Genomic DNA, 22,439 nt, shown 5'->3' on the forward strand with positions numbered 1-22,439 from the left:
GCGGTTCCTGTTGGGTGGTGAGCTTCGGAAAGAGCGGAAAAAAAGGGCCCACATGCGGGCCCTTTCTTGTCTAGATCTTTGCAAGCCTTGGCCCCTCACCCCAACCCTCTCCCCGGAGGGGAGAGGGGGCGAAGGTGCTATGCGGGTTCGCCTGCTGGGGAACCCAGCGGCCGTGGGCTCTGCGCGGATTACAACAACGGGATCAATAAGAGCGCCACGATGTTGATGATCTTGATCAGCGGATTGACCGCCGGGCCGGCGGTGTCCTTGTAGGGATCGCCCACGGTGTCGCCGGTGACCGCCGCCTTGTGCGCCTCCGAGCCCTTGCCGCCGTGGTTGCCGTCCTCGATGTACTTCTTGGCGTTGTCCCAGGCGCCGCCGCCGGTGGTCATCGAGATGGCCACGAACAGGCCGGTGACGATGGTGCCGATCAGCACGCCGCCCAGCGCCTTCGGCCCCAGCAGCAGGCCGATCACGATCGGCACCACCACCGGCAGCAACGAGGGCACGATCATCTCGCGGATGGCCGAACGGGTGAGCATGTCCACCGCCTTGTCGTACTGCGGCTTGCCGGTGCCTTCCATGATGCCGGGGATGCTGCGGAACTGACGACGTACTTCCTCCACCACCGCGCCTGCCGCGCGGCCCACCGCCTCCATCGCCATGGCGCTGAAGAGATAGGGGATCAGGCCGCCGATCAGCAGGCCGATGATCACCATGTGGTCGGACAGGTCGAAGGTGAAGGTCTGCCCTGCGTTGTTCACCGCCAGGTTGTGCGTGTAGTCGGCGAACAGAACCAGCGCGGCGAGTGCGGCCGAGCCGATCGCGTAGCCCTTGGTCACGGCCTTGGTGGTGTTGCCCACGGCATCCAGCGGATCGGTGATGCCGCGCACTTCCGGCGGCAGGTCGGCCATCTCGGCGATGCCGCCGGCGTTGTCGGTGATCGGGCCGTAGGCATCCAGCGCCACGATCATGCCGGCCATCGACAGCATCGAGGTGGCGGCGATGGCGATGCCGTACAGGCCGGCCAGGTGGAACGCGCCCCAGATCGCCAGGCAGACCACGATCACCGGCCACGCGGTGGCCTTCATCGACACGCCCAGGCCCGCAATGATGTTGGTGCCGTGGCCGGTGGTGGATGCCTGCGCGATGTGTCGAACCGGCTTGTACTGCGTGCCGGTGTAGTACTCGGTGATCCACACGATCAGGCCGGTCAGCACCAGGCCGATCAGCGCGCACCAGAAGATCGACATGCCGTCGATGGCGCCGTCGGTCGCCGACAGGCCCTGCGGGAGCAACTGGCGGGTGACGAACCAGAAGCCCACCGCCGAGAGCACTGCCGAGACGATCACGCCCTTGTACAGCGCGCCCATGATCGAGCCGCCCTCGCGCACCTTGACGAAGAAGGTGGCGATGATCGAGGCGATGATGGAAACGCCGCCCAGGACCAGCGGATAGAGCACCGCATGCGGGTCGGCGGTGAACATCAGGCCGCCGAGCAGCATGGTGGCGATCACCGTGACCGCGTAGGTCTCGAACAGGTCGGCCGCCATGCCCGCGCAGTCGCCGACGTTGTCGCCGACGTTGTCGGCGATCACCGCCGGATTGCGCGGGTCGTCCTCGGGAATGCCGGCCTCGACCTTGCCGACCAGGTCGGCGCCGACGTCCGCGCCCTTGGTGAAGATGCCGCCGCCGAGGCGCGCGAAGATCGAGATCAGCGAGCTGCCGAAGGCCAGGCCGACCAGCGGATGCAGCGGGTCGGGCACGCCCAGGTGGTTGAGGATCAGCCAGTAGCCGGTCACGCCCAGCAGCGCCAGACCGACCACCAGCATGCCGGTGATCGCGCCACCGCGGAACGCCACGTCCATCGCCGCGCGCATGCCGCTGCGCGCGGCCTCGGCGGTGCGCACGTTGGCGCGCACCGAGACGTTCATGCCGATGTAGCCGGTGGCGCCGGAAAGTACCGCGCCGATCAGGAAGCCGATGGCGGTGTACCAGCTCAGGAAGAAGCCGATGAGGACCAGCAGGACGATGCCCGCCAGCGCGATGGTGCCGTACTGGCGGTTGAGGTAGGCACGTGCGCCTTCCTGGATGGCCGCGGCGATCGCCTGCATGCGCTCGTTGCCGGCCGAGCGGCTGAGTACCCAGCGTACCGAGACCAAGCCGTAGAGTATTGCCAGGACCGCGCACCCCAGCGCGATCCACAACCACATACCGTCCTGCATCTGCATTCGGTGCCTCCCCAGGTGAGTGGATACCGCGACGGGCGGGTTGCCTCACGGGCAGCTCGCCCCAAGGCCGCTTCGACAGCGGCCTCGGCGAGTATAGGCAGGGGAGATGTGATTGATTGTTGTGCGCCGCAACGGGCGCCGGAAACGCACGCGGCCGGGGCGAGGGGCCCCGGCCGCGTCAGGATCGCCAACGGACTCAGTTGAGCACGTAGTCCAGGATGATGCCGGTGGCGATGGCGACCAGCACGTAGTCGTTGTTGTCGTCGCGCACCCAGTGGTAGCCGCGCGGCGGCGTGCGCAGGCGGTAGCGCGGATAGTCCTCGATCACCACGACGCGGCCGGTGTAGCGGTGACCGCGTTCCCAATGATGGGGGTTGCCGCGGCCGTGCCAGCCGTTGTCGTAATGGCCGTTGCCGCGGCCGTTGTCGTGCCAGTCGCCGCGATCGCTGTCGCCATGGCTGTAGCCATGGCCGTTGCCGTGTCCGCGGCCGTGGTCCTGGCCGGCCAGCGCCGCGCCGCTGGCGGCGATCAGGGGTAGGGCAAACAGGGCGCTCAGCAGGATTTTCATGGACGATGTTCCTTCGTGGCCGGGCGCCTGGCCCGGGTGATCCGCAGCGTAGGAAGCTGCGACTGAATGCATGGTAGCCGCCTGCACGGGGCCTTCACGTGACGCTCAGCATGGAAACGGGCGCCTGCCGCCTCAGGAAAAGGCAGGCAGGCGCTTGGCTACGGCGACGTTGCGCAGGGTGGCGTAGGCCGGCAGGCCGTCCTTGCCGTAGGGCGGCGGCGCCTCACCGCGGATCAGTGGCGACAGGTACCGGCGCGCCGCGGCGGTGATGCCAAAGCCGTCGCGGCGGATGAAGCCCTTGGGCAGCTTCTTCTCGCGGTTGGCGATCTTGGCCAGCGGCGCCGGCTCGATCTTCCAGCGGTAGGGCGAGTCCGACGTGCGCACGATCACCGGCATCACGGCGTTCGTGCCGGCCAGCGCGAACTCCACCGCGGCGCGGCCCACCGCATAGGCCTGCAATGCGTCGATGGCCGAGGCCAGGTGCCGCGCCGAGCGTTGCAGGTAATCGGGCAGCGCCCAGTGCACCTTGTAGTCGAGCCGGTCCTTGACCAGTTGCGCCAGCACCGACGCGGCGCCGCCCAGTTGCGCATGGCCGAACGCATCGCGTGTGCCGCCCTCGGCGAGGAAGCGTCCGGTCGCGTCGCGCACGCCTTCGGAGGCGACCACCGTGCACCAGCCCACGCGTTCGACCGTGGCCTTCACCTTGGCCAGGAACGCAGCCTCGTCGAACACGTTCTCCGGGAACAGGATCACGTGCGGTGGCGCGTCCGCACTTTCGCCCGCGAGGCCGGCGGCGGCGGCGATCCAGCCGGCGTGCCGGCCCATCACCTCGAGGATGAACACCTTGGTCGAGGTATCGGCCATCGAGGCCACGTCCAGGCTGGCCTCCAGCACCGACACGGCGGTGTATTTGGCCACCGAGCCGAAGCCGGGACAGCAGTCGGTGACCGCCAGGTCGTTGTCCACCGTCTTGGGCACGCCGATGCAGCGGATGTCGTAGCCCATCGCCTTGCCCAACTGCGAGATCTTCAGCGCGGTGTCGGCCGAGTCGTTGCCGCCGTTGTAGAGGAACCAGCGGATGTCGTGCGCACGCAGCACCTCGATCAGGCGCTCGTACTCGGCGCGGTTGGCTTCCAGCGACTTCAGCTTGTAGCGGCAGGAGCCGAAGGCGCCGCCCGGGGTGTGGCGCAATGCCGCGATGGCGGACTTCGATTCCTTCGTGGTGTCGATCAGGTCCTCGCGCAGCGCGCCGAGGATGCCGTTGCGCGCGGCATACACCGGCACGCCCTTGGCGCGCGCCATCTCGATCACTCCGGCGGCGGTCGCGTTGATCACCGCGGTGACGCCACCGGATTGTGCGTAGAGCAGGCGGCCTGGCTGGGAGGGCATGCGTGATCTCCTTTTGGAACAGTGATTTGGCGCCGATCTCGCGGCGCCTTGGTTTGACGGGATCGGGTCCAGACGCTACTTTGACGGCCCTTGGGTGAAATCTGGCGAACCGCCGCAGCGTGCGCGCGGACCTTGAGCCCCGGAGCATTATGCGACTCGTCCTACTCGGTGCGCCCGGTTCGGGCAAAGGCACGCAGGCGGCGCGGCTGAAGGCCGACCTCAACGTACCGCACATCTCCACCGGCGACATGCTGCGCGCCGCGGTCGCCGCCGGCACGCCGCTGGGCCTGAAGGCGAAAGCGGTGATGGACGCCGGCCAGCTGGTCTCCGACGACATCCTGCTGGGCATGCTGGAAGAGCGCCTGGCGCAGGACGACGCGCGCAACGGCTTCATCCTCGACGGCTACCCGCGCAACCTGGCGCAGGCCGACGCGCTCGATCACCTGCTCTCGCGCATCGGCCAGCCGCTGGATGCGGTGATCAAGCTCGAGGTGCCCAACGAGGCGATCATCGGGCGCTGCCAGATCCGCTTCCAGGCGGAAAACCGCGCCGACGACAACCCCGATACCGTGCGCAAGCGCCTGGGCGTGTATGCCGAGCAGACCGCGCCGGTGGCCGATTTCTACGCCAAGCGCGGCAAGCTGCAGATCGTCGACGGCGTCGGCGAACTGGATGATGTCACCGCCCGCATCAAGCGCGCGCTGGAGCGCGAGTCCGCCGCCGCCAACGGCTGACGCAACTCGCTCCCTCTCCCTGGCCTTTATCAAGGATGGGGAGAGGGCTGGGGTGAGGGGCCGGGCGGCGCGAGAGCAGCCGTCCATCTCAAAGCCCCAAACCCTGCAGACCCCTCACCCCCAGCCCCTCTCCCGGCGGGCGAGGGAAGCCCATCCGGCGAGAGGGAGGGTTCCCCAAGCACATGCGCCTGCACATTCTTGGCATCTGCGGCACTTTCATGGGCGGCGTCGCCGCGCTTGCACGCGAACTCGGCCTGACCGTGGAAGGCTCCGACGCCGCCGTCTACCCGCCGATGAGCACCCAGCTCGAAGCGCTCGGCATCCGCCTGATGGACGGCTATACGGCCGCACACCTGCAGCCGGCGCCGGACCTGGTCGTGGTCGGCAACGCGATGACCCGCGGCAATCCGGCGGTCGAGCACATGCTCGACGAACGGCTTCGCTACGTGTCCGGTCCGCAATGGCTGGGCGAAACGGTGCTGGCCGATCGCCCGGTGCTGGCCGTCGCCGGCACGCACGGCAAGACCACTACCACCAGCCTGCTGGCGCACCTGCTCGACAGCGCAGGGCTGGCGCCGGGCTTCCTGGTCGGCGGCGTGCCGGGCAATTTCGGCGTCTCCGCGCGGCTGGGCGATCGCGCGGCGCCGTTCGTGATCGAGGCGGACGAGTACGACACCGCGTTCTTCGACAAGCGCTCGAAGTTCGTGCACTACCGGCCACGCATCGCCATTCTCAACAACCTCGAGTACGACCACGCGGATATCTTCCCGGACCTGGCTGCGATCCAGCGCCAGTTCCACCACCTGGTGCGCACCGTGCCGGGCAATGGCCGGCTGATCGTCAACGCGCACGACGCCAACCTGGCCGAGGTGCTGGCGATGGGCTCTTGGACGCCGGTGGAGACCTTCGGCATCGGCCAGGGCGACTGGCAGGCGCGCCTGGTCGAGCCGGACGGCTCGGTGTTCACCGTGCACTACCGCGGCGAGGCGATCGGCGAGGTGCGCTGGGGGCTGCTGGGCAACCACAGCGTGCTCAACGCGCTGGCCGCGCTGGCGGCCGCGGCGGCGGCCGGCGCCGATGCGCGCGCGCTGCTGCGGGCGTTCGCCGGCTTCCACAGCGTCAAGCGCCGCATGGAACTGGTCGGCGAAGTGAACGGCGTGCGCGTGTACGACGACTTTGCCCATCACCCGACCGCGATCGCCACGACCCTGGCGGGCCTGCGCGCCAAGGTGGGCAAGGCGCGCATCCTGGTCGCGCTGGAGCCGCGTTCGAACTCGATGCGCCTGGGCGCGCACGCCGCCGGGCTCGCGCCTTCGCTGGCCGATGCCGATGCGGTGGTCTTCCTGCATCGCCCGGAACTGCCGTGGGATGCCGGAAAGGTCACCGGTGCGCTGCAGGGCCGCGGCCGCACGGTGCCCACCGTGGCCGCGCTGATCGAGGCGCTGCAGGTCGAAGCGCGCCCGGGCGACCATGTGGTGTTCATGTCCAACGGCGGTTTCGAGAACGCGCCGCGCCGTTTCGTCGAGGCCCTCGGCTGAACTTCCGGCGCGCTCCTTTCCGGCGGGCGCCTCAGGTCAGCGGAACATCGAAGCAGGGTTCGCGGCGCTGGTATTCGCGCTGCGCGGCGAACCACACGCCGAGCCCGAAACCCAGCACGAGCAGCGCGAGCAGACCGCCACCGAACAGGTAGCCCAGCGCGTCGGCCAGCCACACGCCGGCCCAGTACGTCGCCGTCGTGCCCAGCAGTACCGCTGCATTGACCAGTTGCCGCCCGACCGCGTTCTGCGGCCCGATCAGGTGCACGGCCAAGGCCACCAGGCCGCCCCCGGTGGCGACGATCAGCGTGACCAGCAGCATCAGGCCCGGCTGTGCGGCGTGGGTGAGCACGATGCCCAGCGCGGTGTAGGCGAGCGCGGTGAGGGTTCCGATCGGCACAAGGACCAGCAGGGCGTCGGCCAGCGTCTGCTGGTATTGCGCCCGCGTGATGGGTGCCAGGGTGAGATAGAGGTCGGCCAGGTTCGGGCGCATGCGTTGCATGCCGCGGCCGATCTGCGGAAAGCGCGCGAGTGCGATGAGCACGGCGTAAGCACCCACCACGGTGGCGTCGAAGTGCTGGCGGTGCAGCGCCACGACCACGTACAGCGTGGCGAACACCGCCATGATCGCCATCCGCAGGACGATGGCCACCGGGTTGTCGTGCGGCAGCAGCAGGCGGCGTACCAGCGTGCGGCGGCGCGCAGCGGAGGGCGCGGCGCGGTAACGCGTCAGTGCCTGCTCCATCGCATGCTGCGCGATGCTGTCGAACCAGCCCTCGAAGCGCCGGCCCAATGCGCTGCGCCTTGGCGCCGCATCGGGCGTGGCATTGCGGCCCAGGCTCAGGCCTTCCAGCGGCGAGGTATCCGGCGGCCGGTCGGCCAGCTGCAGCATGGGGTGCAGCGCCAGACGCAGCAGCAGCGCGGCGACGAGCAGCAGCAACGGCAGCGTCAGCGGCGATCGCAGCGCGTCGTGCACGATCGCGCCGGCCAGGCCCGGCATCCAGCCGGCCAGCACCAGCAGCGGCCAGAACAGCAGGCTGACCCAGCGCTCCACGCCCATCGCGAAGCCCATCGCCGCGGCGAGCAGCAGCAACGCGCCGCCCAGCAGGGCGTACGGCACGCCCAGAACCAGTGCCAGCGCGGCCGGCAGGACGACCCAGAGTGCAGCGTCGACCAGGCCGAAGACGGCCAGGTGGCGGCGGAACGCCGGCAGCAGGAAGGTTTCCGGCTGGCATGCGCTGCGCAGCGTGGTCGCCAGGCCCAGGTGCCAGAACCAGCTGCCCATCGCCAGCAGGCCGGCACCGATCGCCGCGCCGTCGGCGTGCGGCACGATCCACGCTACGCAGGCCAGCGCGGCCAGCCACAGCAGGTGTGCAAGCACGCCCAGCACCGGCATCTGCCGACAGGGCAGCAGCCATAGCTGGACGATCGGCCTCATGCCAATTCCACGAACAGGTCTTCGAGCGTAGGCATCTCGATGCGCAGGCTGGCGTCCTCGTCCTTGGCCAACTGGTGCAACCGGTCGCTCGGCACGTCTTCCAGCAGCAGGTGCAGACTGGCGCCGGCCACGCGGGACTTGAGCACGCCGGCGATTGCAGGCGGCGTGGTCCAGCCGGCCGGGCGGCTGAGCACTGCGTGGCAAAGCCGGGATTTCAGTTCGGCCAGTGGCCGGACGAACTGGATGCCGCCGTCGCGCAGCAACGCGATGTCGGCGTCGGCGCGCTCCAGGTCGGCGGTGATGTGGGTGGAGAAGATCACCGTCTTGCCTGGTGCGCCCATCAGCGCCAGCAGCTCTCCCATGAACGCGCGGCGCGCCTGCGGATCGAGGCTGGCGACCGGCTCGTCCAGCACCAGCAGGTCCGGTTCCGGCGCGATGGCGCGTACGATCGCGAGTTTCTGCCGCTGGCCTTGCGAGAGCCGGCCGATCTTCTGTTTCGGATCGAGCTGCCACTCGTCCAGCAGTCGCGCGGCGAGAGCGTGGTTCCAACGCGCGTAGAAGGCGGCGGTGAAGTCCAGGTAGGCGCGTACCTTCATCCACGGGAACAGGTCGAAGCTCTGCGGCACGAAGCCCACGCGATGCAGGCGCTCGCCGCCCGGCTCGCCCATCGGCGCACCGAACAGCGCGATCGAGCCGGCATCGACCGGGGCGAGCCCGAGCAGGCAGCGCAGCAGCGTGGTCTTGCCGGCACCGTTGCGGCCGAGCAGGCCGATCACGCGCCCGGGCGGAACGTCCCAGTCGACGCCGCGAAGCACCTCGCGCCCCTCGAACGCCTTGCGCAGCCCCTGCACGCGCAGGACCGGCGCGGGTTCGACCCTGGGCACGGCGGGCTGGACGGGAAAGGGCAGAAGGGTGGCCATCGGCAGCTCCGGTGCTGACCGGCGCACTGTGGAGGCCCGTGGATCGCGCGTCCAGTGATGGTTGTCATCCGGGCCGGGTATCCTGCCTGCCCCTCGATCGCCCGACACCGCCATGGACAACTCGCTGGCCGGCAAGACCCTTTTCATCACCGGCGCCTCGCGCGGCATCGGCCTGGCGATCGCCCTGCGCGCCGCGCGCGATGGCGCCAACGTGGCGATCGCCGCCAAGAGCGGCGTGCCCAATCCCAAGTTGCCGGGCACCATCCACACCGCGGCCGCGGCCGTGGAGGAAGCCGGCGGCAAGGCGCTCGCGCTCAAGGTCGACATCCGCGACGAGGCGCAGATCGAGGCGGCCGTGAAACAGGCGGCCGAACGCTTCGGCGGCATCGACATCGTGGTCAACAACGCCAGCGCGATCTGGCTGGCCGGCGTGGAAGGCACGCCAGTCAAACGCTTCGACCTCATGCAGCAGGTCAACACGCGCGGCACCTTCCTGGTGACCCAGGCCTGCCTGCCCTACCTCAGGCAGGCGGCCAACCCGCACGTGCTGATGCTGGCGCCGCCGCCGAGCCTGGACCCCAGGTGGTTCGCACCGCATACCGCCTACACCATCGCCAAGATGGGCATGAGCCTGTGCGTGCTGGGCATGAGCGCGGAATTCGCGCCGCTGGGCATCGCGGTGAACGCGCTGTGGCCGCGAACGGTGATCGCCACCGCGGCGATCGCGATGATCGAGGGCGTGCGCCCCGAGCAATGCCGGCGCCCGGAGATCGTCGCGGACGCCGCCCACGCCATCCTGACCCGCCCGGCGCGGTCCTGGAGCGGGCATTTCGCCCTCGACGAGGACGTGCTGCGCGGGCAGGGCGTGGTGGATTTCGAGTCGTACGCCGTCCAGCCCGGTACGCCGCTGCTGCCGGACCTGTTCCTGGATTGATCGGTTCTTCACGGGGGCTGTGATTAGGCTTTCCACCCGGTTTTGTGATATTCATCACAGTCCGCCGCCCCGGGAACGGGCGGCATCAGCCGGGAGGGTAGCGGCTGATCGGCACAGGGCATCCGTTCAGGGGCGGAGGTGGTGACGATGGTTGTGGCAATGGCAACACCCAGACGCTGCGTCGTCTGGTTCGGCAGGCCTGCCTGCGAGGAACGCAACGAGCTGGCGCATTCGGGCTGGTCCGTACGCGTGGCCGACGTGCAGGCCAGCGGCGTAGGCGCGCGCAACGGCGACACAGTCGTCGCGCTGGCGGACCTTCGCCACGGCGACGATGCCACCTTGCATGCGATGGAAGGCATGGTCGCCGAGCATCCGGGCGTGCCCTGGATCGCATTGGCCTCGCCCGAAACGCCCGCGCACGAGCCGCGGGTGACGTCGATCCTGCGCGACTGCATGGCCGTGTTCACCAGCCCGATCGACATGCCGCGCCTGCGCGAGGCGCTGGAGCGCCTGGGCCAGGGCGGCGTGCCCGCGCGCAGCGAGCCGGACATGCCCGGGCTGGTTGGCCGCAGCGAGGCGATGCAGGCGCTGCGCACCAGCCTGCGCAAGTACGCGCCGGTGGACCTGCCGGTGTTGATCACCGGCGAAACCGGCACCGGCAAGGAGGTCGCGGCACGCGCCGTGCACCAGCTTTCGCCCCGCGCCGGACGGCCGTTCGTGGCGATCAACTGCGGCGCGCTGCCGAGCAACCTGGTGCAGTCGGAACTGTTCGGCCACGAGCGCGGCGCCTTCACCGGAGCCACCACGCGCCGCATCGGGCATATCGAGAGTGCCAGCGGCGGCACCGTGTTCCTCGACGAAATCGGCGACCTGCCGCTGGATGCGCAGACCAGCCTGCTGCGCTTCCTGCAGGAAGGCACCGTCGTGCGCGTCGGCAGCAGCCAGAGCCTGCGCGCGGACGTGCGTGTGCTGGCGGCGACCCACGTAGACATGGAAAAGGCGGTCGCCGCCGGCCGCTTCCGGCAGGACCTCTATTACCGGCTCAACGTGCTGCGCGTGCAGATGCCCGCGCTGCGCGAGCGCGAGGGCGACGTCGACTTGCTGGCGCAGCATTTCCTGGACGCTTTCCGCGAGCAGCACGATTGCCACGCGCGCGCCTTCAACGTGGCGGCCCGCCGGGCGCTGCGCGAGTTCCACTGGCCAGGCAACGTGCGCGAGCTGGTCAACCGCGTGCAACGCGCCGCCGTGGTGGCGGACGACACGCTGATTGGCGTGGGCGACCTGGACCTGCCCGCGGGTCCTGGCCGTGCGCCGGTGGCCGGGCTGGGCCGCGCGCGTGTGTCGGCCGAGCGCGACGCGCTGGCCGCCTGCCTGCGCGAGACGCGCTTCAACGTCAGCGAATGCGCGCGGCGGCTGGGCATCGCGCGGGTCACCGTCTACCGCCTGTGCAAGAAACACGGTCTGGCGCTGGACGAGCGGGCCCAGGCCGTGCGCTGACCCGCGGCCCGCTAGAACATGTAGGGAATCTTGAAGTTCAGGGTGAAGTCCGGCGCATCCTGGGTCAGGCCGATGCCGAGCATCGAGACCAGCGTGGTGTGCTGGCTGAGCGCATGGGTCACGCCCATGTTGAAGGTCGCCGCGTTGGCGTCCGAGCCGATCACCTTGGTCCATGGCGAGCCCTTGTAGCGCAGCGAGGCCTTGGCGCTCAGCTTGTCGCTGAAGGACAGGCTCAGGCTGGTGCGCTCGTTGAAGGCGAAGGCCACGCCCGCGCCGAAATAGTAGCTGTTGCCCAGCTTCACCGAGCCGGGGTTGACGGTTTCCGGATCGGTGTTGATGTCGTCGAAGTCGCGCTGGCGCGAATAGATGTAGCCGAGGTTGGCGAACACGATCGCCGGATCCATCGTCTTGACTGCGGAAAGGCCCAGGTTGGCCTGCCATACGCCATTGCCGGTCGGCTGCTTCTCGGGCACGGCGAAGCGGATGTACTGGTCGTCGTCGCGCTCGAGCACCTTCCAGTCGATGCCGTAGGGCGACTGCCCGGTCGGCGCGGTGATGCCCAGGGTGAGCACCGTATCCGGGCGCGTGTCGGTCTCGGCGAACAGCTTGTAGTTGGCGCTCAGGGCCACGTCGCCCAGGCCCGAGCCGGTGGTTTCCTCCTCGGCGATCGCGGCCGCCGAGCCGCCGGCGCCGCCCTTCTGGTAGACCGTCTTGCGGCCGAGGTAGGGGACGTCGAGGTTCAGTGTCAGGCGCGGGCTGACGCCATAGCGGGCCACCAGGTTGTAGGTCAGCGAATCGGACTTGACGTCCTCGATGGCGATGTTGCCCAGGAAGATCGCATCCAGCGCGAGGAAGCCGTTGAGCGTGATCTGGCTGCGGTCGTAGCGGCTGTAGCTCACGCTGTTCTCCAGCGTGAAGCGGCGATCGAACAGCGCGTGTTCCTGTTGCAGCGCATCCTTCAGGCTGCGCGTGGGTGCTTCCTGGCGGGCGGCCTGCGCTTCGGCGGCGCTGCCGGCGTGGCCACCCTCGTCCGGGCGCGGCGTGGCCTGGGCGACCTGGGATTCCTGCGCCGGAGGCGTACCGGCGGGTGCCGGCAAGGGCCCTGGCGCGGTCTTGCCGGCCAGGCGCGCCTGCAGCGCCTGCACCTGCATGTCCAGTTCCCGCAACTGGCGCACCTGCTGGGCGTAGCTGGCCTTCAGTGCCTGCAACTGGGCCAGCAGGGTCTGCACCTGGGCTTCGTCCTGCGGGGCAGGCGCCGTCTGGGCGGCGAGGCCGAAAGGCAGGCCGACGAGCAGCCCGCAGGCCACCGCGGTGGCTAACAAGGTCTTTTGCATGATGTCGTTCCCCTGGACTGGAACACGCCGGGCGGTGGCGTGCTTCAGTTCCCTGCGATGCCTCGGGTGAGGCCGATCGCCTGCGCCACGTTCTGCGCAAGCGGCGTATTGGTGGCCACCGCCTGGCGCACCAGGTCGATTTCCAGCCGGTTGCTCACGGTCTGGTCGTCCGCGGCCAGCTGCACGCTCTGGCCGAGGCTGCCCTCGCGGATCCACTGTTGCACGGCGCCCTGGCCGGCGACCGTCAGCCGCACGCCGGCAGACTGCCCATCGAAACCGACCGAGACATTGGCATCGCCGTCGCTGAGGCTGGCGCTCCCGGTGTCGGTACCGCCGCCATGGGTGGACGGGGCATCGCCATTGCGGATGGTCAGACGGGTCACGTTGCTCGCGAGATTGCCGTCGCCGGCGACCTGCACGCTCTGCAGCAGGCCGCCCACGTTGGCCAGGCCGCTGCCGTCGACGCTGCGGCTGCCGCCGGTGACGGGCATCGGCACCGGCGCGTCGCTGCGGGTAATGCTCACGCTGGGAGTGAAGGTCAGCGTCGGCTGGCCCTTTCCGTGGCTGAAATCCATGCCGAACGCCAGCGTGCCCTGCAGCAGCTGGCCTGCGGCGGTCTGCCAGGTGGAGATCATGCGCACGCCGAACCAGGCGACGGTGTGGTCGTCGACGGTGTAGCGGCCGCGCATGGCGTTGAGCTCGACGTCGTCGAGCTCCTGCATGCTGGTACCAGGCGTCGTGCCGGCCGCGCGTGCCTGCAGCGCGGGAACGGACACGAGTGCGATGGCGAGGAAGAAACACGAACGGCGGAACATGGCGCGGATCCCTCAGAAAAGGTCGGCGTTGCTGAAGCCGAAGTCGAGCAGTTCGGCGTCGGTGACCGGTCCCTGCCGGGCATACAGCGCGCGGGCGCTGGCTTTCTCGGTAGGTTGCAGCAGTACGGTATTGCGGTCGAAGTCGTTGCCGATCACCACGAACACGGCGCGCGAGGGCCAGGCCTGGAGGAACTCGGCGATCGGCACGCTGCGGTTGCCCAGCATCGGATCGGCCAGTTCCACGGTGCCGCCATGAATTTGCTTGAGCACCACGAAATGACGGAAGCCGCGCACGTCCATCAGCACCAGGCCGGGCACGCGCAGGCTGCGCAGGCGCGCCTCGTCGATGCGATAGCCGCGCCCGCGCATGCCGAGAGCTTCCACGTAATGCTTGATGTCCAGCAGCGAGAAGCCGCGCTGCTTGACCAGATTCTCGTCGGCCACGCCGAGCATGCCCTGGATCACCACCGCTTCGTCCACGTCCAGGTGGTAGGCGTAGCGCAGGATGGTCGCCAACGCGGCGGCGCCGCAGCTGTAGTCGGTGTGCTGGCGGACCAGGTTGCGGAACTGCGCCTCCTGCATGCTTTCCACCGGATGCACGTACAGCCCGCCGTTGGGCAGCACGCCGCCGAAGCGCACGTCGCCGGCATGCGCCGGTCGCAGGGCGCACAGCGCCAGGCAGCAAAGCAGAAAAGTCGGAATGGTCGCTCGCATCGGTGTCCACCATCGGGAGGAATGCCCCCCGGCCCGCAGGGGCCGGGCCGGGGGGTTCCATAGGAACCCGGCTGCACGCAGCCGGGTACCGCCCTCGTTGGCCTGTCCTGGCCGAAGGTCGTTACGGGGTGGGCTGCGCCACGGCCATCGACAGGGTGTTGGCCTGCAGGTTGCCGGTGCCCGAAGCCACGTTCACGCCGATGTTGCCGGTGGCGTGCTGGAAGGCGTTGCCCGAGAGGCTGGCGTCGTTGGTCGCATCGACCACCACCCAGCGCGCGGTCTGCACGGTGCCGCACAAGTCGGCCAGCAGGTCGCTCTCGGAGACTTCGACGAAGCCCAGGCCGCCGTGCTCGCTGCCGTGCGAGTAGTCCACGCTGCCGCCTTCGTAGCTGCCGATCGGATAGCCGAGCACGTCGACGCCGCCGGACTGGTAGCCGTGCGACACGCCGTGGGTCGTGCCGGCGTAGCCGCCGATGCCCGCACCGACCGAATAGCCCTGCACGGTGCCGCTCAGGTGCACGCTGGTGGTGTCGTAGTACTTCTGCACGAAGCCGGCGTTGCTCACCGCGTTGTGCGAGGAGTTCTGGTCGACGTCGACATTGGCGTGGGCGAACTTGGTGGTGGCGACCGAGGCGGCCAGCGCGTTCTTCTGCTCGTTGTTGTTGCCCGAGGCGACGTTCACGCCGATGTTGCCGGAGGCGTAGCGGAACGCGTTGTCGCTGATGCTGGCGTCGTTGGTCACGCCCTTGTTCAAGGTCAGGTTGCCCCAGCTGCCCTGCTCGACGTCGATGTCCGAATCGGCCACGCCGAAGGCGAAGCTCGCGTCGGTGGCGGCCAGCGCCGCGGCGTTGTCCTGGGCGTTGTTGTCGCCGGCGGCGACGTTCATGCCGATGTTGCCGGAGGCCTGGCTGGCGGTCCTGTCGCTGATCGAGCTGTCGTTGCTCAACTTGTCGTTGCTGGCGACGTTGCCCGCGATGGACTGGTCGTTGCTCACCGAGGCCGTCGCGGCCGAGTCGACCTTCGAATGGTCATGGCCGTGGTCGTTGGCGTAGGCCATCGAGCTGCCGAACAGCGTGGCGACCGCCAGGGCGATCAGGGTCTTCTTCATGGATGCGTTCATGGTGTCCTCACTCCGATTCTTGTGGTGATCACCGCGGTAGCTCCGACACGGACAGCGTCAGGATGTTGGCCGTGGCGTTGCCCGCCCCCGCGGTCTGGTTGAGCTGCAGCACGCCGCGGAAGTCCTGCATGGCGCCCGCGGCGACGGCCACGCTTCGCGTGCCCTCGCCGCGGGCGCCGGATCCCGTTACCGGCTGCACTTCTGCCGACGCCGAAACGGCGGCGGACAGTGAGCCGTCCGTCGTCTCGCGTATGCCCTGCGTGGCCAGCGCCGCGGCGACCGCATTGAGCTGCGTGTTCCCGCTGCCGCTGACCTGGTTGATCGATGCCAGCCCGCGCGCGCCGGCAAGGGCATGGCCGCCGATGGTGGCGGTTGCCTCCAGCGGCGCCTCGACCCGGTTCGCGTGCAGCCGCTGGCGCGCATCGATTTGCGCCTGCGCGTTCGAGCCGGCGGCGAAGGCGCGCAGGTTGGCCTGGCTGTTGAGGTCGCCCGCCGCCAGGTTCGCCGCGATGCTGCCCTGGGCGCCACGCAGCGCGTTGCCATCCAGGCGGCTGCTGGTGAGGTAGCCGAGCATGGCGGCGTAGTCGTCGTCGCCTGCGCTCGCGCCCGGGCTGAGCATGGCCAGCGCGGCAAGCATCAGGCTGAGGGAGGCGGTGCGACGCATGGCGTTCAGTGCCCGCTGCCGAAGGGCAGTTGCGAGAGCGCGCCCTGGACCTGGTCGCCGATGCCACGGGTCGCATTGCCTACCGCGCCTATCGGAGCGGCGACGGTGTTGCTCACGCCGTTGCCGGCCACCGTCGTTCCGCCGCCTGCACCACGCACCAGCATGCCGTCGAGCGTGCGGCCGACGGCGTTCGACGGCAGATGCGCCATGGGCGACGGCGTCGCACCCAGTTGCGCGAAGTCCTCGTCGGAAAGTTCGTGCGCACCGAGCGACGCGTCGACCTCGGAGCGCGGCGACGGCGAAACCATCAGCGCCATGCCCGGCGGTGCCGGACGATAGGCCGGTCGCGTCGGTACGGTACGCAGCAACACGATGTCGCCGGGCTGGGCCTGGACTGCCCGATGCGCATCCGCCGCATGGCCGGCGGACGTCCACGCCAGCGCGATCGCGGCCGAGAGCGGCCAGAGCGCAAGACGGTGGATGAGGTGGGCGGCTGTGGGGCGCATGGTCGGCGAGTTCCGTGGTGAGTGCCTGGTGGCAATCCCCATGCCAAGCCGACCTGATGTCCGCCAAACCGCGCTCTGGTGCCACTTTCGCGCCATGCGGAGCGGCGCTGGCCGCTTCCCCATGGTGTTACAGCGGATGGCGTGCTGATGCCTCGCAGGACGGCGCAGCCCGCGCGGGATCGCGCCTGGCGCGAAGGTGTTGCAGGAGCGATACAGTCTGTGTCGCTGTTACAGATGCCCGTCATCGGCGTCCGGGGCCGGTGCTAGCATGTGCGGACGACGCCCCGGTCGTATCCCCGCACGTTGCGACGGCGCCATGCGCCGCCGGAGAGGCCATGTCCCCGCAAGATGCTTCCCTGATCGATCTGGCACGGCGCTACTGGCTGCCGGTGTACCGCCCGCGCGAACTGGTGCTCGACCATGGCCGCGGAGCGCGGCTTTGGGATACGCAGGGGCGCGACTACGTCGACTTCGGCGCCGGCATCGCGGTCAACGGCCTGGGCCATCAGGATCCGGACCTGCTCGCCGCGCTCACCGCGCAGGCGCACAAGCTCTGGCACAGCAGCAACGTCTTCTATACCGAGCCGCCGCTGAAGCTGGCGCAGGAACTGGTCGAGGCTTCCGGTTTCGCCGAGCGCGTGTTCCTGTGCAACTCGGGCGCCGAGGCTAACGAGGCGGCGATCAAGCTGGTGCGCCGCTGGGCCGCGGCGCAGGGACGCACGGCCGACCGGCGCACCATCGTCACCTTCCGGGGTTCCTTCCATGGCCGCACGCTGGCCACGGTGACGGCCACCGCGCAGCCGAAATACCAGGAGGGCTACGAACCGCTTCCCGGAGGTTTCCGCTACATCGATTTCAACGACGTCGCCGCGCTGGAGGGAGCCTTCGCCCACGACGACGTGGCCGCAGTGATGGTCGAGCCGGTGCAGGGCGAAGGCGGCGTGCGTCCGGCTGCCGCAGGTTTCCTCCAACATGCGCGCGAACTCTGCGACCGCCACGGCGCGCTGCTGGTGCTGGACGAGATCCAGTGCGGCATGGGCCGCACCGGCACGCTGTTCGCGCACACGCAGGACGGCGTGACGCCGGACATCGTGACCCTGGCCAAGGCGCTCGGCGCGGGCTTTCCCATCGGCGCGATGCTGGCCGGACCGAAGGCGGCCGACGTCATGCAGGTGGGCGCGCACGGTTCCACCTTCGGCGGCAACCCGTTGGCGGCGGCCGTGGCGCGCGTGGCGCTGGCCAAGCTCGGTTCGCCGGCCGTACTCATGAACGTCGAGCGCCAGGCCAACGAGCTGCGCGCGGGACTGGCGGCCATCGACGAGGAACTTGGCCTGTTCGAGGAAGTGCGCGGGCGCGGCCTGATGCTTGGCGCGGCGCTGGCCGAACCGCATCGCGGCAAGGCCGGCGCCATCCTCGACGCGGCCGCCGCGCACGGCGTGCTGCTGCTGCAGGCCGGCCCCGACGTGTTGCGGCTGCTGCCGCCACTGACGCTCACCGACGAGGAGCTGGCCGAGGGCCTGGACCGCCTGCGCGCGGCGCTCGCCGCCTTCGTCGCCGCACCTTCCGGAGAATTGCCATGAAATACCTGCACACCATGGTCCGCGTGCACGACCTGGATGCCACGCTGCGTTTCTACTGCGAAGGCCTGGGCTTGCGCGAGGTGCGCCGCAAGGAAGTGCCCGAGGGCAAGTACACGCTGGTGTTCCTCGCCGCGCCGGACAGTCCCGAGGCGGAAATCGAACTCACCTACAACTGGGACTCGGACGAGGATTACGGCTCGGCGCGCAACTTCGGCCACCTGGCTTTCCGCGTGGACGACATCTACGCCACCTGCCAGCGCCTGATGGACATGGGCTGCACCATCCATCGCCCGCCGCGGGACGGACACATGGCCTTCGTGCGCTCGCCGGACCTGATCTCGATCGAGCTGCTGCAGGATGGCCACCTGCCGCCGCAGGAGCCGTGGGCTTCGATGCCCAATACCGGTAGCTGGTAGAGCCGGCTTCAGGCCAAGCCGTGCCGTGCAAGCGCTTGGCGCAGTTGCGGCAGGTCCACGAAGCGGTGGGCCGCCAGGCCGGCCGCGCGGGCGCCGGCAACGTTGCCGGCGTTGTCGTCGATGAACAGCGCTGCCGCGGCCGGCATCGCCAGCGCCTCCAGGCAGCGCAGGTAGGCGGTGGGCGAGGGCTTGGCCACCCCCAGCCGTGCCGAGCAGAAGGCGCGGCCCTCGAACAACGGGAACAGCGCCGGCACGATCGCCGGCCACCGCTCGGCCATCAGCGTGCCGTTGTTGCTCAGCACGGCGACCGCGATGCCTTTCTCATGAAGCGCACGGGCGAGCCCCAGCATCGCTGGCCGGGCCCGTGTCGCCGCGCGGCGCGCCTCGACCCAGGTGTCGGCCTCGACCGTGCAGCCGAGTTCGCGTCCGAGCGCCGACAGGTAGGCCGGCGTATCGAGCCGGCCGGCATCGGCGGCATCCTCGATGCCCGAATCGTAGATCGCTGCGCGAACGGTTTCCGCCTTGGATCCCAGATGCCGGGCGAGGACGTCCACGCGCGTGCCGCGGTCGTAGTCGGCGAGCACGCCGTCCAGGTCGAACAGCACGCAGCGGACGGCCGTCACGCGACCCGCCTGGCCTCGCGCAGCGCGCCGCGTGCGGCTTCCAGCGTGTCGGCGATGTCCTGCTCGCTGTGTGCGCTGGACAGGAAGCCTGCTTCGAACGCGCTCGGCGCCAGGTACACGCCACGCTCGAGCATGCCGTGGAAGAAGCGGTTGAAAAGGGCGGTATCGGCCGCGGTGGCCTGTGCGTAGGTCCGCACCTTCTCGCCGGTGAAGAACAGGCCGAACATGCCGCCGACGCGGTTGCTGCTGAAGGGCACGCCTTCGCCATCGGCCACGGCCTGCAGGCCGTCGCACAACACCCGGGTGCGTGCGGCGAGGGCATCGTGGAAGCCGGTTGCCTGGACCAGTTCCAGCATCGCGAGGCCGGCGGCCATCGCCACCGGATTGCCCGAAAGCGTGCCGGCCTGGTAGATCGGGCCGGCCGGTGCGATCTGTTCCATCAGGTCACGGCGTCCGCCGTAGGCGCCCACCGGCATGCCGCCGCCGATCACCTTGCCGAAGGTCGTCAAGTCCGGCGTCACGCCGTAGTGCGCCTGCGCACCGCCCAGCGCCACGCGGAAGCCGGTCATCACCTCGTCGAAGATCAGCAGCGCGCCGTGGCGGGTGCACAGTTCGCGCAGGCCTTGCAGGTAACCATCGTTCGGCGGAATGCAATTCATGTTGCCGGCGACCGGTTCGATGATCAGTCCGGCGATGTCCGCGCCCTGTTCCGCGAACAGCGTCTCGGCCGCGGCCAGGTCGTTGTAGGGCAGGGTGAGGGTGAGGTCGGCGGCAGCCTTGGGCACGCCCGGCGAGGTCGGCACGCCGAAGGTCAGGGCGCCGGAGCCGGCCTTGACTAGGAAGCTGTCGCCGTGACCGTGGTAACAGCCCTCGAACTTCACGATCTTGCTTCGCCCGGTGGCGCCGCGCGCCAACCGGATCGCCGACATGGTCGCCTCGGTGCCCGAGTTGACCATGCGCACCATTTCCACCGAGGGCACCAGGCGCGTGATCGTCTCGGCCATGGTGACCTCGGCCGGCGAAGGCGTGCCGAACGAGAGGCCATCGCGCACCGCGCGTTCTACCGCCTCGCGTACATGCGGATGATTGTGGCCGACGATCATCGGCCCCCACGAACCCACGTAGTCGATGTAGCGCTTGCCCTCCACGTCCCACAGGTAGGCACCGTCGGCGCGCGCCGTGAAGAACGGTTCGCCGCCCACCGACTTGAAGGCACGCACGGGCGAGTTCACGCCGCCCGGCATCAGCCGTTGCGCACGCTGGAAGAGTTCGTGATTGGTGCTCATCGAGGAGACTCGCTGACGGGAAAACGATAGAGGTCGGACAGGCGCCGGGCGGCCGCACGCACGTCGGCGTGGCCGAATACGGCCGAGATGGCAGCCAGGTAGTCGGCGCCGGCATCGACCAGGGTCGCGCCATTCTCCGGCGTGATGCCTCCGATCGCCACCCGCGGCACGCCCAGTGCGGCGCTCTGCCTCAGCAGCTCCAGCCGCGCGAGCCGTGCATGCGGCAACGTCGGCGAGGGAAAAAACGCACCGAAGGAGACGTAGCTGGCGCCGGCGGCCACCATCGCCTTGGCACGTTCCAGCGAGTCGAAGCAGGACACGCCGACGATCGCGCGGGGTCCTAGCCGCTCACGCGCGCGCGCCAGGTCCTCGGCCGTTTCTCCCAGGTGCACGCCGGCGGCGCCTACCGCCTGTGCCAGCGCCGCGTCGCCGTTGATCAGCAAGGGCGTGTCGTACTCGTCACACAACTGCTTGATCGCACGGGCCTCGGCATGGCGGCGTGGATGATCGTCGCCCAGATCGCGGTACTGCAGCAGCCGCGTGCCGCCTGCCAGCGCTTCCTGCACGACGTGCAACAGGTCGGCACGCGGGCCGTCGGTGATGGCGTAGAGGCCGCGCGATGGAAAGTCGGGCATGGGGGAATCCTTCGGTCGGTTGCCGCCGCGCTTCCGCTCCGGCGGGGGAGTTGCGAGAATGCACCATTCAACTGCTGACGAAGACAAGCGACGATGAGCACCGATGCCCAACCTCCCGCAACACGCAAATGGATGTGCGTGGTGTGCGGCTTCATCTATGACGAAGCGCTAGGCGTGCCCGAGGAAGGCATCGATCCTGGCACGCGCTGGGAAGACGTGCCCGACACCTGGACCTGTCCCGATTGCGGTGCGACCAAGGACGACTTCGAGATGGTCGAGATCGACTGACGCGCGCCTCGCGCCTGTCATCAAACGGCCCGGTTCCGTCATCACGCGGACCGGGCCGTTTGCTTATCTGTCTCCGTGCTCAGCACAGGAGGCACGCCATGAAACAGTTCATTCCCTTCGAGGACGACTGGGACGCGCTGGAACAGCTCGATCCGCTGCGGCTGGTTCCCTACCAGGTCGGCCTGCCTTGCCAGCGCGCTGCCGCTCAGCGCACTGCGCCGATGTCGCCTTCGACCGTCAGCTCGTCGCCCGCCTGCACGCCGATGCGCCGCGCGGTGCCGGCGGGCAGCTCCAGGACATAGCGCGCCGGCGCGTCGCTGGGATAGCTGGGGCATGGATCGGCCTTGCACGGAGGCACGTCCAACTGCATCGACACCAGCTTGCGGTCGGCGCCGAAGTAGAGGATGTCCAGCGGGATCAGCGTGTTCTTCATCCAAAACCAGCGCGGCTGGAGGTCGGGAAAGACGAACAGCATGCTGTGGTCCGCGGCCAGCTCGGTGCGCATCATCAGGCCGTGTTCGCGGCTGGCGTCGTCTGTGGCGAACTCGGTAGTGAAGCGATGCCCGTGCAGCGTGACCGCAGGCACCGATGTCTGCGGTCGTGCGTTCGCGAGACCGGCCATGGCAAGCAGCGTGAACGCCAGAAGCAGTCGTTTCATCGCGCGGATCCTTCGGGGAGGCGAGCTCCCGAGTGTAGCGGTTGAACGACACCCCAACGGCACCAAAAAAAGCTCTACGCCCCCTTCACAGGGTCCACCGTCGGCGCTATGATTCTCGCCCCTTCGACGAGGCCGCCCTCGCGAAGGGTTCTTCACCTCTCCCCTGCGATGAAATTTCTCCTCACAGGGTGTTGACGGACTGAGAAACGGATGTAGAATGGGCGGCTCACCCGGGACGAAAGGTTTCGGGGCGATTCGAAGAAAGAATCGCAAGTGATTGATCTTTGACAGTGTGCGCAGGTGACTTGTGTGGGCGCCTTGTGGTGGATGGATGACTGTCCACAAATGCAAGCGTCTAACCTAAGAGTCAATTCAAAAGCTTGACGTTTTACGGTTAGGACAACGCTTCAGAAAGATAGATGGTCTACGGATCATCGAAAACTTAAGTGAAGAGTTTGATCCTGGCTCAGATTGAACGCTGGCGGCATGCTTAACACATGCAAGTCGAACGGCAGCGGGTCCTTCGGGATGCCGGCGAGTGGCGGACGGGTGAG

General features: G+C 68.9%; 22 protein-coding genes and 1 rRNA gene. 8 read left to right on the forward strand and 15 right to left on the reverse strand.

Going from position 1 to position 22,439, the window contains the following annotated elements; translation table 11 throughout:
- Positions 1–188: 188 nt before the first annotated feature.
- From AAIL17_RS17305 to AAIL17_RS17315, 3 genes are all read right to left on the reverse strand, one after another.
- On the reverse strand, positions 189–2,225 hold the full coding sequence (locus AAIL17_RS17305) for a sodium-translocating pyrophosphatase (protein ID WP_424684097.1): 2,037 nt from the start codon (positions 2,223–2,225) through the stop codon (positions 189–191).
- A 202-nt stretch (positions 2,226–2,427) separates the two neighbouring features.
- On the reverse strand, positions 2,428–2,799 hold the full coding sequence (locus AAIL17_RS17310; protein WP_424684076.1) for an RcnB family protein: 372 nt from the start codon (positions 2,797–2,799) through the stop codon (positions 2,428–2,430).
- A 132-nt stretch (positions 2,800–2,931) separates the two neighbouring features.
- Positions 2,932–4,188, reverse strand: a complete 1,257-nt coding sequence (locus AAIL17_RS17315) for a 6-phosphofructokinase (protein ID WP_424684077.1) — start codon at positions 4,186–4,188, stop codon at positions 2,932–2,934.
- 149 nt (positions 4,189–4,337) lie between these two features.
- On the opposite strand from AAIL17_RS17315, the gene AAIL17_RS17320 reads away from it, so the two are divergent.
- Positions 4,338–4,922 (forward strand): adenylate kinase, encoded by a 585-nt coding sequence (locus tag AAIL17_RS17320; protein WP_424684078.1) that lies wholly within the window; start codon positions 4,338–4,340, stop codon positions 4,920–4,922.
- Positions 4,923–5,104: 182 nt separating this feature from the next.
- On the forward strand, positions 5,105–6,460 hold the full coding sequence (gene mpl / locus AAIL17_RS17325; protein ID WP_424684079.1) for a UDP-N-acetylmuramate:L-alanyl-gamma-D-glutamyl-meso-diaminopimelate ligase: 1,356 nt from the start codon (positions 5,105–5,107) through the stop codon (positions 6,458–6,460).
- A gap of 31 nt (positions 6,461–6,491) precedes the next feature.
- On the opposite strand, the gene AAIL17_RS17330 is transcribed toward mpl, so the two are convergent.
- Together AAIL17_RS17330 and AAIL17_RS17335 are read right to left on the reverse strand one after the other, a co-directional pair.
- A complete protein-coding gene (locus tag AAIL17_RS17330; RefSeq protein ID WP_424684080.1) occupies positions 6,492–7,895 on the reverse strand; it encodes a hypothetical protein in 1,404 nt (467 codons plus the stop codon).
- A complete protein-coding gene (locus AAIL17_RS17335) occupies positions 7,892–8,815 on the reverse strand; it encodes an ABC transporter ATP-binding protein (RefSeq protein ID WP_424684081.1) in 924 nt (307 codons plus the stop codon). Before AAIL17_RS17335 ends, AAIL17_RS17330 begins: the two co-directional genes overlap by 4 nt.
- Before the next feature lie 112 nt (positions 8,816–8,927).
- On the opposite strand from AAIL17_RS17335, the gene AAIL17_RS17340 reads away from it, so the two are divergent.
- Together AAIL17_RS17340 and AAIL17_RS17345 are read left to right on the forward strand one after the other, a co-directional pair.
- Positions 8,928–9,749, forward strand: a complete 822-nt coding sequence (locus AAIL17_RS17340; protein WP_424684082.1) for an SDR family oxidoreductase — start codon at positions 8,928–8,930, stop codon at positions 9,747–9,749.
- Positions 9,750–9,908: 159 nt separating this feature from the next.
- On the forward strand, positions 9,909–11,246 hold the full coding sequence (locus tag AAIL17_RS17345; protein ID WP_424684083.1) for a sigma 54-interacting transcriptional regulator: 1,338 nt from the start codon (positions 9,909–9,911) through the stop codon (positions 11,244–11,246).
- 11 nt (positions 11,247–11,257) lie between these two features.
- Here AAIL17_RS17345 and AAIL17_RS17350 read toward each other — a convergent pair whose 3' ends face one another.
- The 6 genes from AAIL17_RS17350 to AAIL17_RS17375 form a co-directional block, all read right to left on the reverse strand.
- Entirely contained in the window at positions 11,258–12,580 is a 1,323-nt protein-coding gene (locus AAIL17_RS17350; RefSeq protein ID WP_424684084.1) for a hypothetical protein, read from the reverse strand.
- Between the two features lie 44 nt (positions 12,581–12,624).
- Complete coding sequence (locus tag AAIL17_RS17355; protein ID WP_424684085.1) at positions 12,625–13,395, reverse strand: hypothetical protein; 771 nt, start codon at positions 13,393–13,395, stop codon at positions 12,625–12,627.
- Positions 13,396–13,407: 12 nt separating this feature from the next.
- Positions 13,408–14,109, reverse strand: coding sequence for a C39 family peptidase (locus AAIL17_RS17360; RefSeq protein WP_424684086.1), 702 nt, complete (start codon positions 14,107–14,109; stop codon positions 13,408–13,410).
- Positions 14,110–14,230: 121 nt separating this feature from the next.
- Positions 14,231–15,217 carry a hypothetical protein gene (locus AAIL17_RS17365; RefSeq protein WP_424684087.1) on the reverse strand — a complete coding sequence of 329 codons (987 nt, stop codon included), beginning with the start codon at positions 15,215–15,217 and terminating at the stop codon, positions 14,231–14,233.
- Between the two features lie 40 nt (positions 15,218–15,257).
- The gene (locus AAIL17_RS17370; RefSeq protein WP_424684088.1) at positions 15,258–15,893 is read right to left on the reverse strand and encodes a hypothetical protein; all 636 of its coding nucleotides are present in this window, start codon (positions 15,891–15,893) and stop codon (positions 15,258–15,260) included.
- Between the two features lie 5 nt (positions 15,894–15,898).
- The gene (locus AAIL17_RS17375) at positions 15,899–16,399 is read right to left on the reverse strand and encodes a hypothetical protein (RefSeq protein WP_424684089.1); all 501 of its coding nucleotides are present in this window, start codon (positions 16,397–16,399) and stop codon (positions 15,899–15,901) included.
- A 335-nt stretch (positions 16,400–16,734) separates the two neighbouring features.
- On the opposite strand from AAIL17_RS17375, the gene AAIL17_RS17380 reads away from it, so the two are divergent.
- Together AAIL17_RS17380 and AAIL17_RS17385 are read left to right on the forward strand one after the other, a co-directional pair.
- Entirely contained in the window at positions 16,735–17,979 is a 1,245-nt protein-coding gene (locus tag AAIL17_RS17380; RefSeq protein WP_424684090.1) for an acetylornithine/succinylornithine family transaminase, read from the forward strand.
- Positions 17,976–18,395, forward strand: coding sequence for a VOC family protein (locus AAIL17_RS17385; RefSeq protein WP_424684091.1), 420 nt, complete (start codon positions 17,976–17,978; stop codon positions 18,393–18,395). Before AAIL17_RS17380 ends, AAIL17_RS17385 begins: the two co-directional genes overlap by 4 nt.
- 8 nt (positions 18,396–18,403) lie before the next feature.
- On the opposite strand, the gene AAIL17_RS17390 is transcribed toward AAIL17_RS17385, so the two are convergent.
- From AAIL17_RS17390 to thiE, 3 genes are read right to left on the reverse strand one after another with little or no spacing between them, the layout of a single operon-like run.
- Positions 18,404–19,018, reverse strand: a complete 615-nt coding sequence (locus AAIL17_RS17390) for an HAD-IA family hydrolase (protein WP_424684092.1) — start codon at positions 19,016–19,018, stop codon at positions 18,404–18,406.
- Positions 19,015–20,304, reverse strand: coding sequence for a glutamate-1-semialdehyde 2,1-aminomutase (hemL, locus tag AAIL17_RS17395; protein ID WP_424684093.1), 1,290 nt, complete (start codon positions 20,302–20,304; stop codon positions 19,015–19,017). The genes AAIL17_RS17390 and hemL overlap by 4 nt, the downstream gene beginning before the upstream one ends.
- On the reverse strand, positions 20,301–20,939 hold the full coding sequence (thiE, locus tag AAIL17_RS17400; protein ID WP_424684094.1) for a thiamine phosphate synthase: 639 nt from the start codon (positions 20,937–20,939) through the stop codon (positions 20,301–20,303). Before thiE ends, hemL begins: the two co-directional genes overlap by 4 nt.
- A 93-nt stretch (positions 20,940–21,032) precedes the next feature.
- Here thiE and AAIL17_RS17405 point away from each other — a divergent pair, with 93 nt between their 5' ends.
- Positions 21,033–21,227, forward strand: a complete 195-nt coding sequence (locus AAIL17_RS17405; protein ID WP_424684095.1) for a rubredoxin — start codon at positions 21,033–21,035, stop codon at positions 21,225–21,227.
- A 205-nt stretch (positions 21,228–21,432) separates the two neighbouring features.
- Here the strand turns inward: AAIL17_RS17405 and AAIL17_RS17410 are convergent, their stop codons facing one another.
- On the reverse strand, positions 21,433–21,885 hold the full coding sequence (locus AAIL17_RS17410; protein ID WP_424684096.1) for a DUF192 domain-containing protein: 453 nt from the start codon (positions 21,883–21,885) through the stop codon (positions 21,433–21,435).
- A gap of 443 nt (positions 21,886–22,328) precedes the next feature.
- Here AAIL17_RS17410 and AAIL17_RS17415 point away from each other — a divergent pair.
- Positions 22,329–22,439 (forward strand): 16S ribosomal RNA (locus tag AAIL17_RS17415); the annotation flags it as partial.

This window comes from Frateuria sp. YIM B11624 (assembly GCF_049727805.1).
Taxonomy (GTDB): domain Bacteria; phylum Pseudomonadota; class Gammaproteobacteria; order Xanthomonadales; family Rhodanobacteraceae; genus Frateuria_A.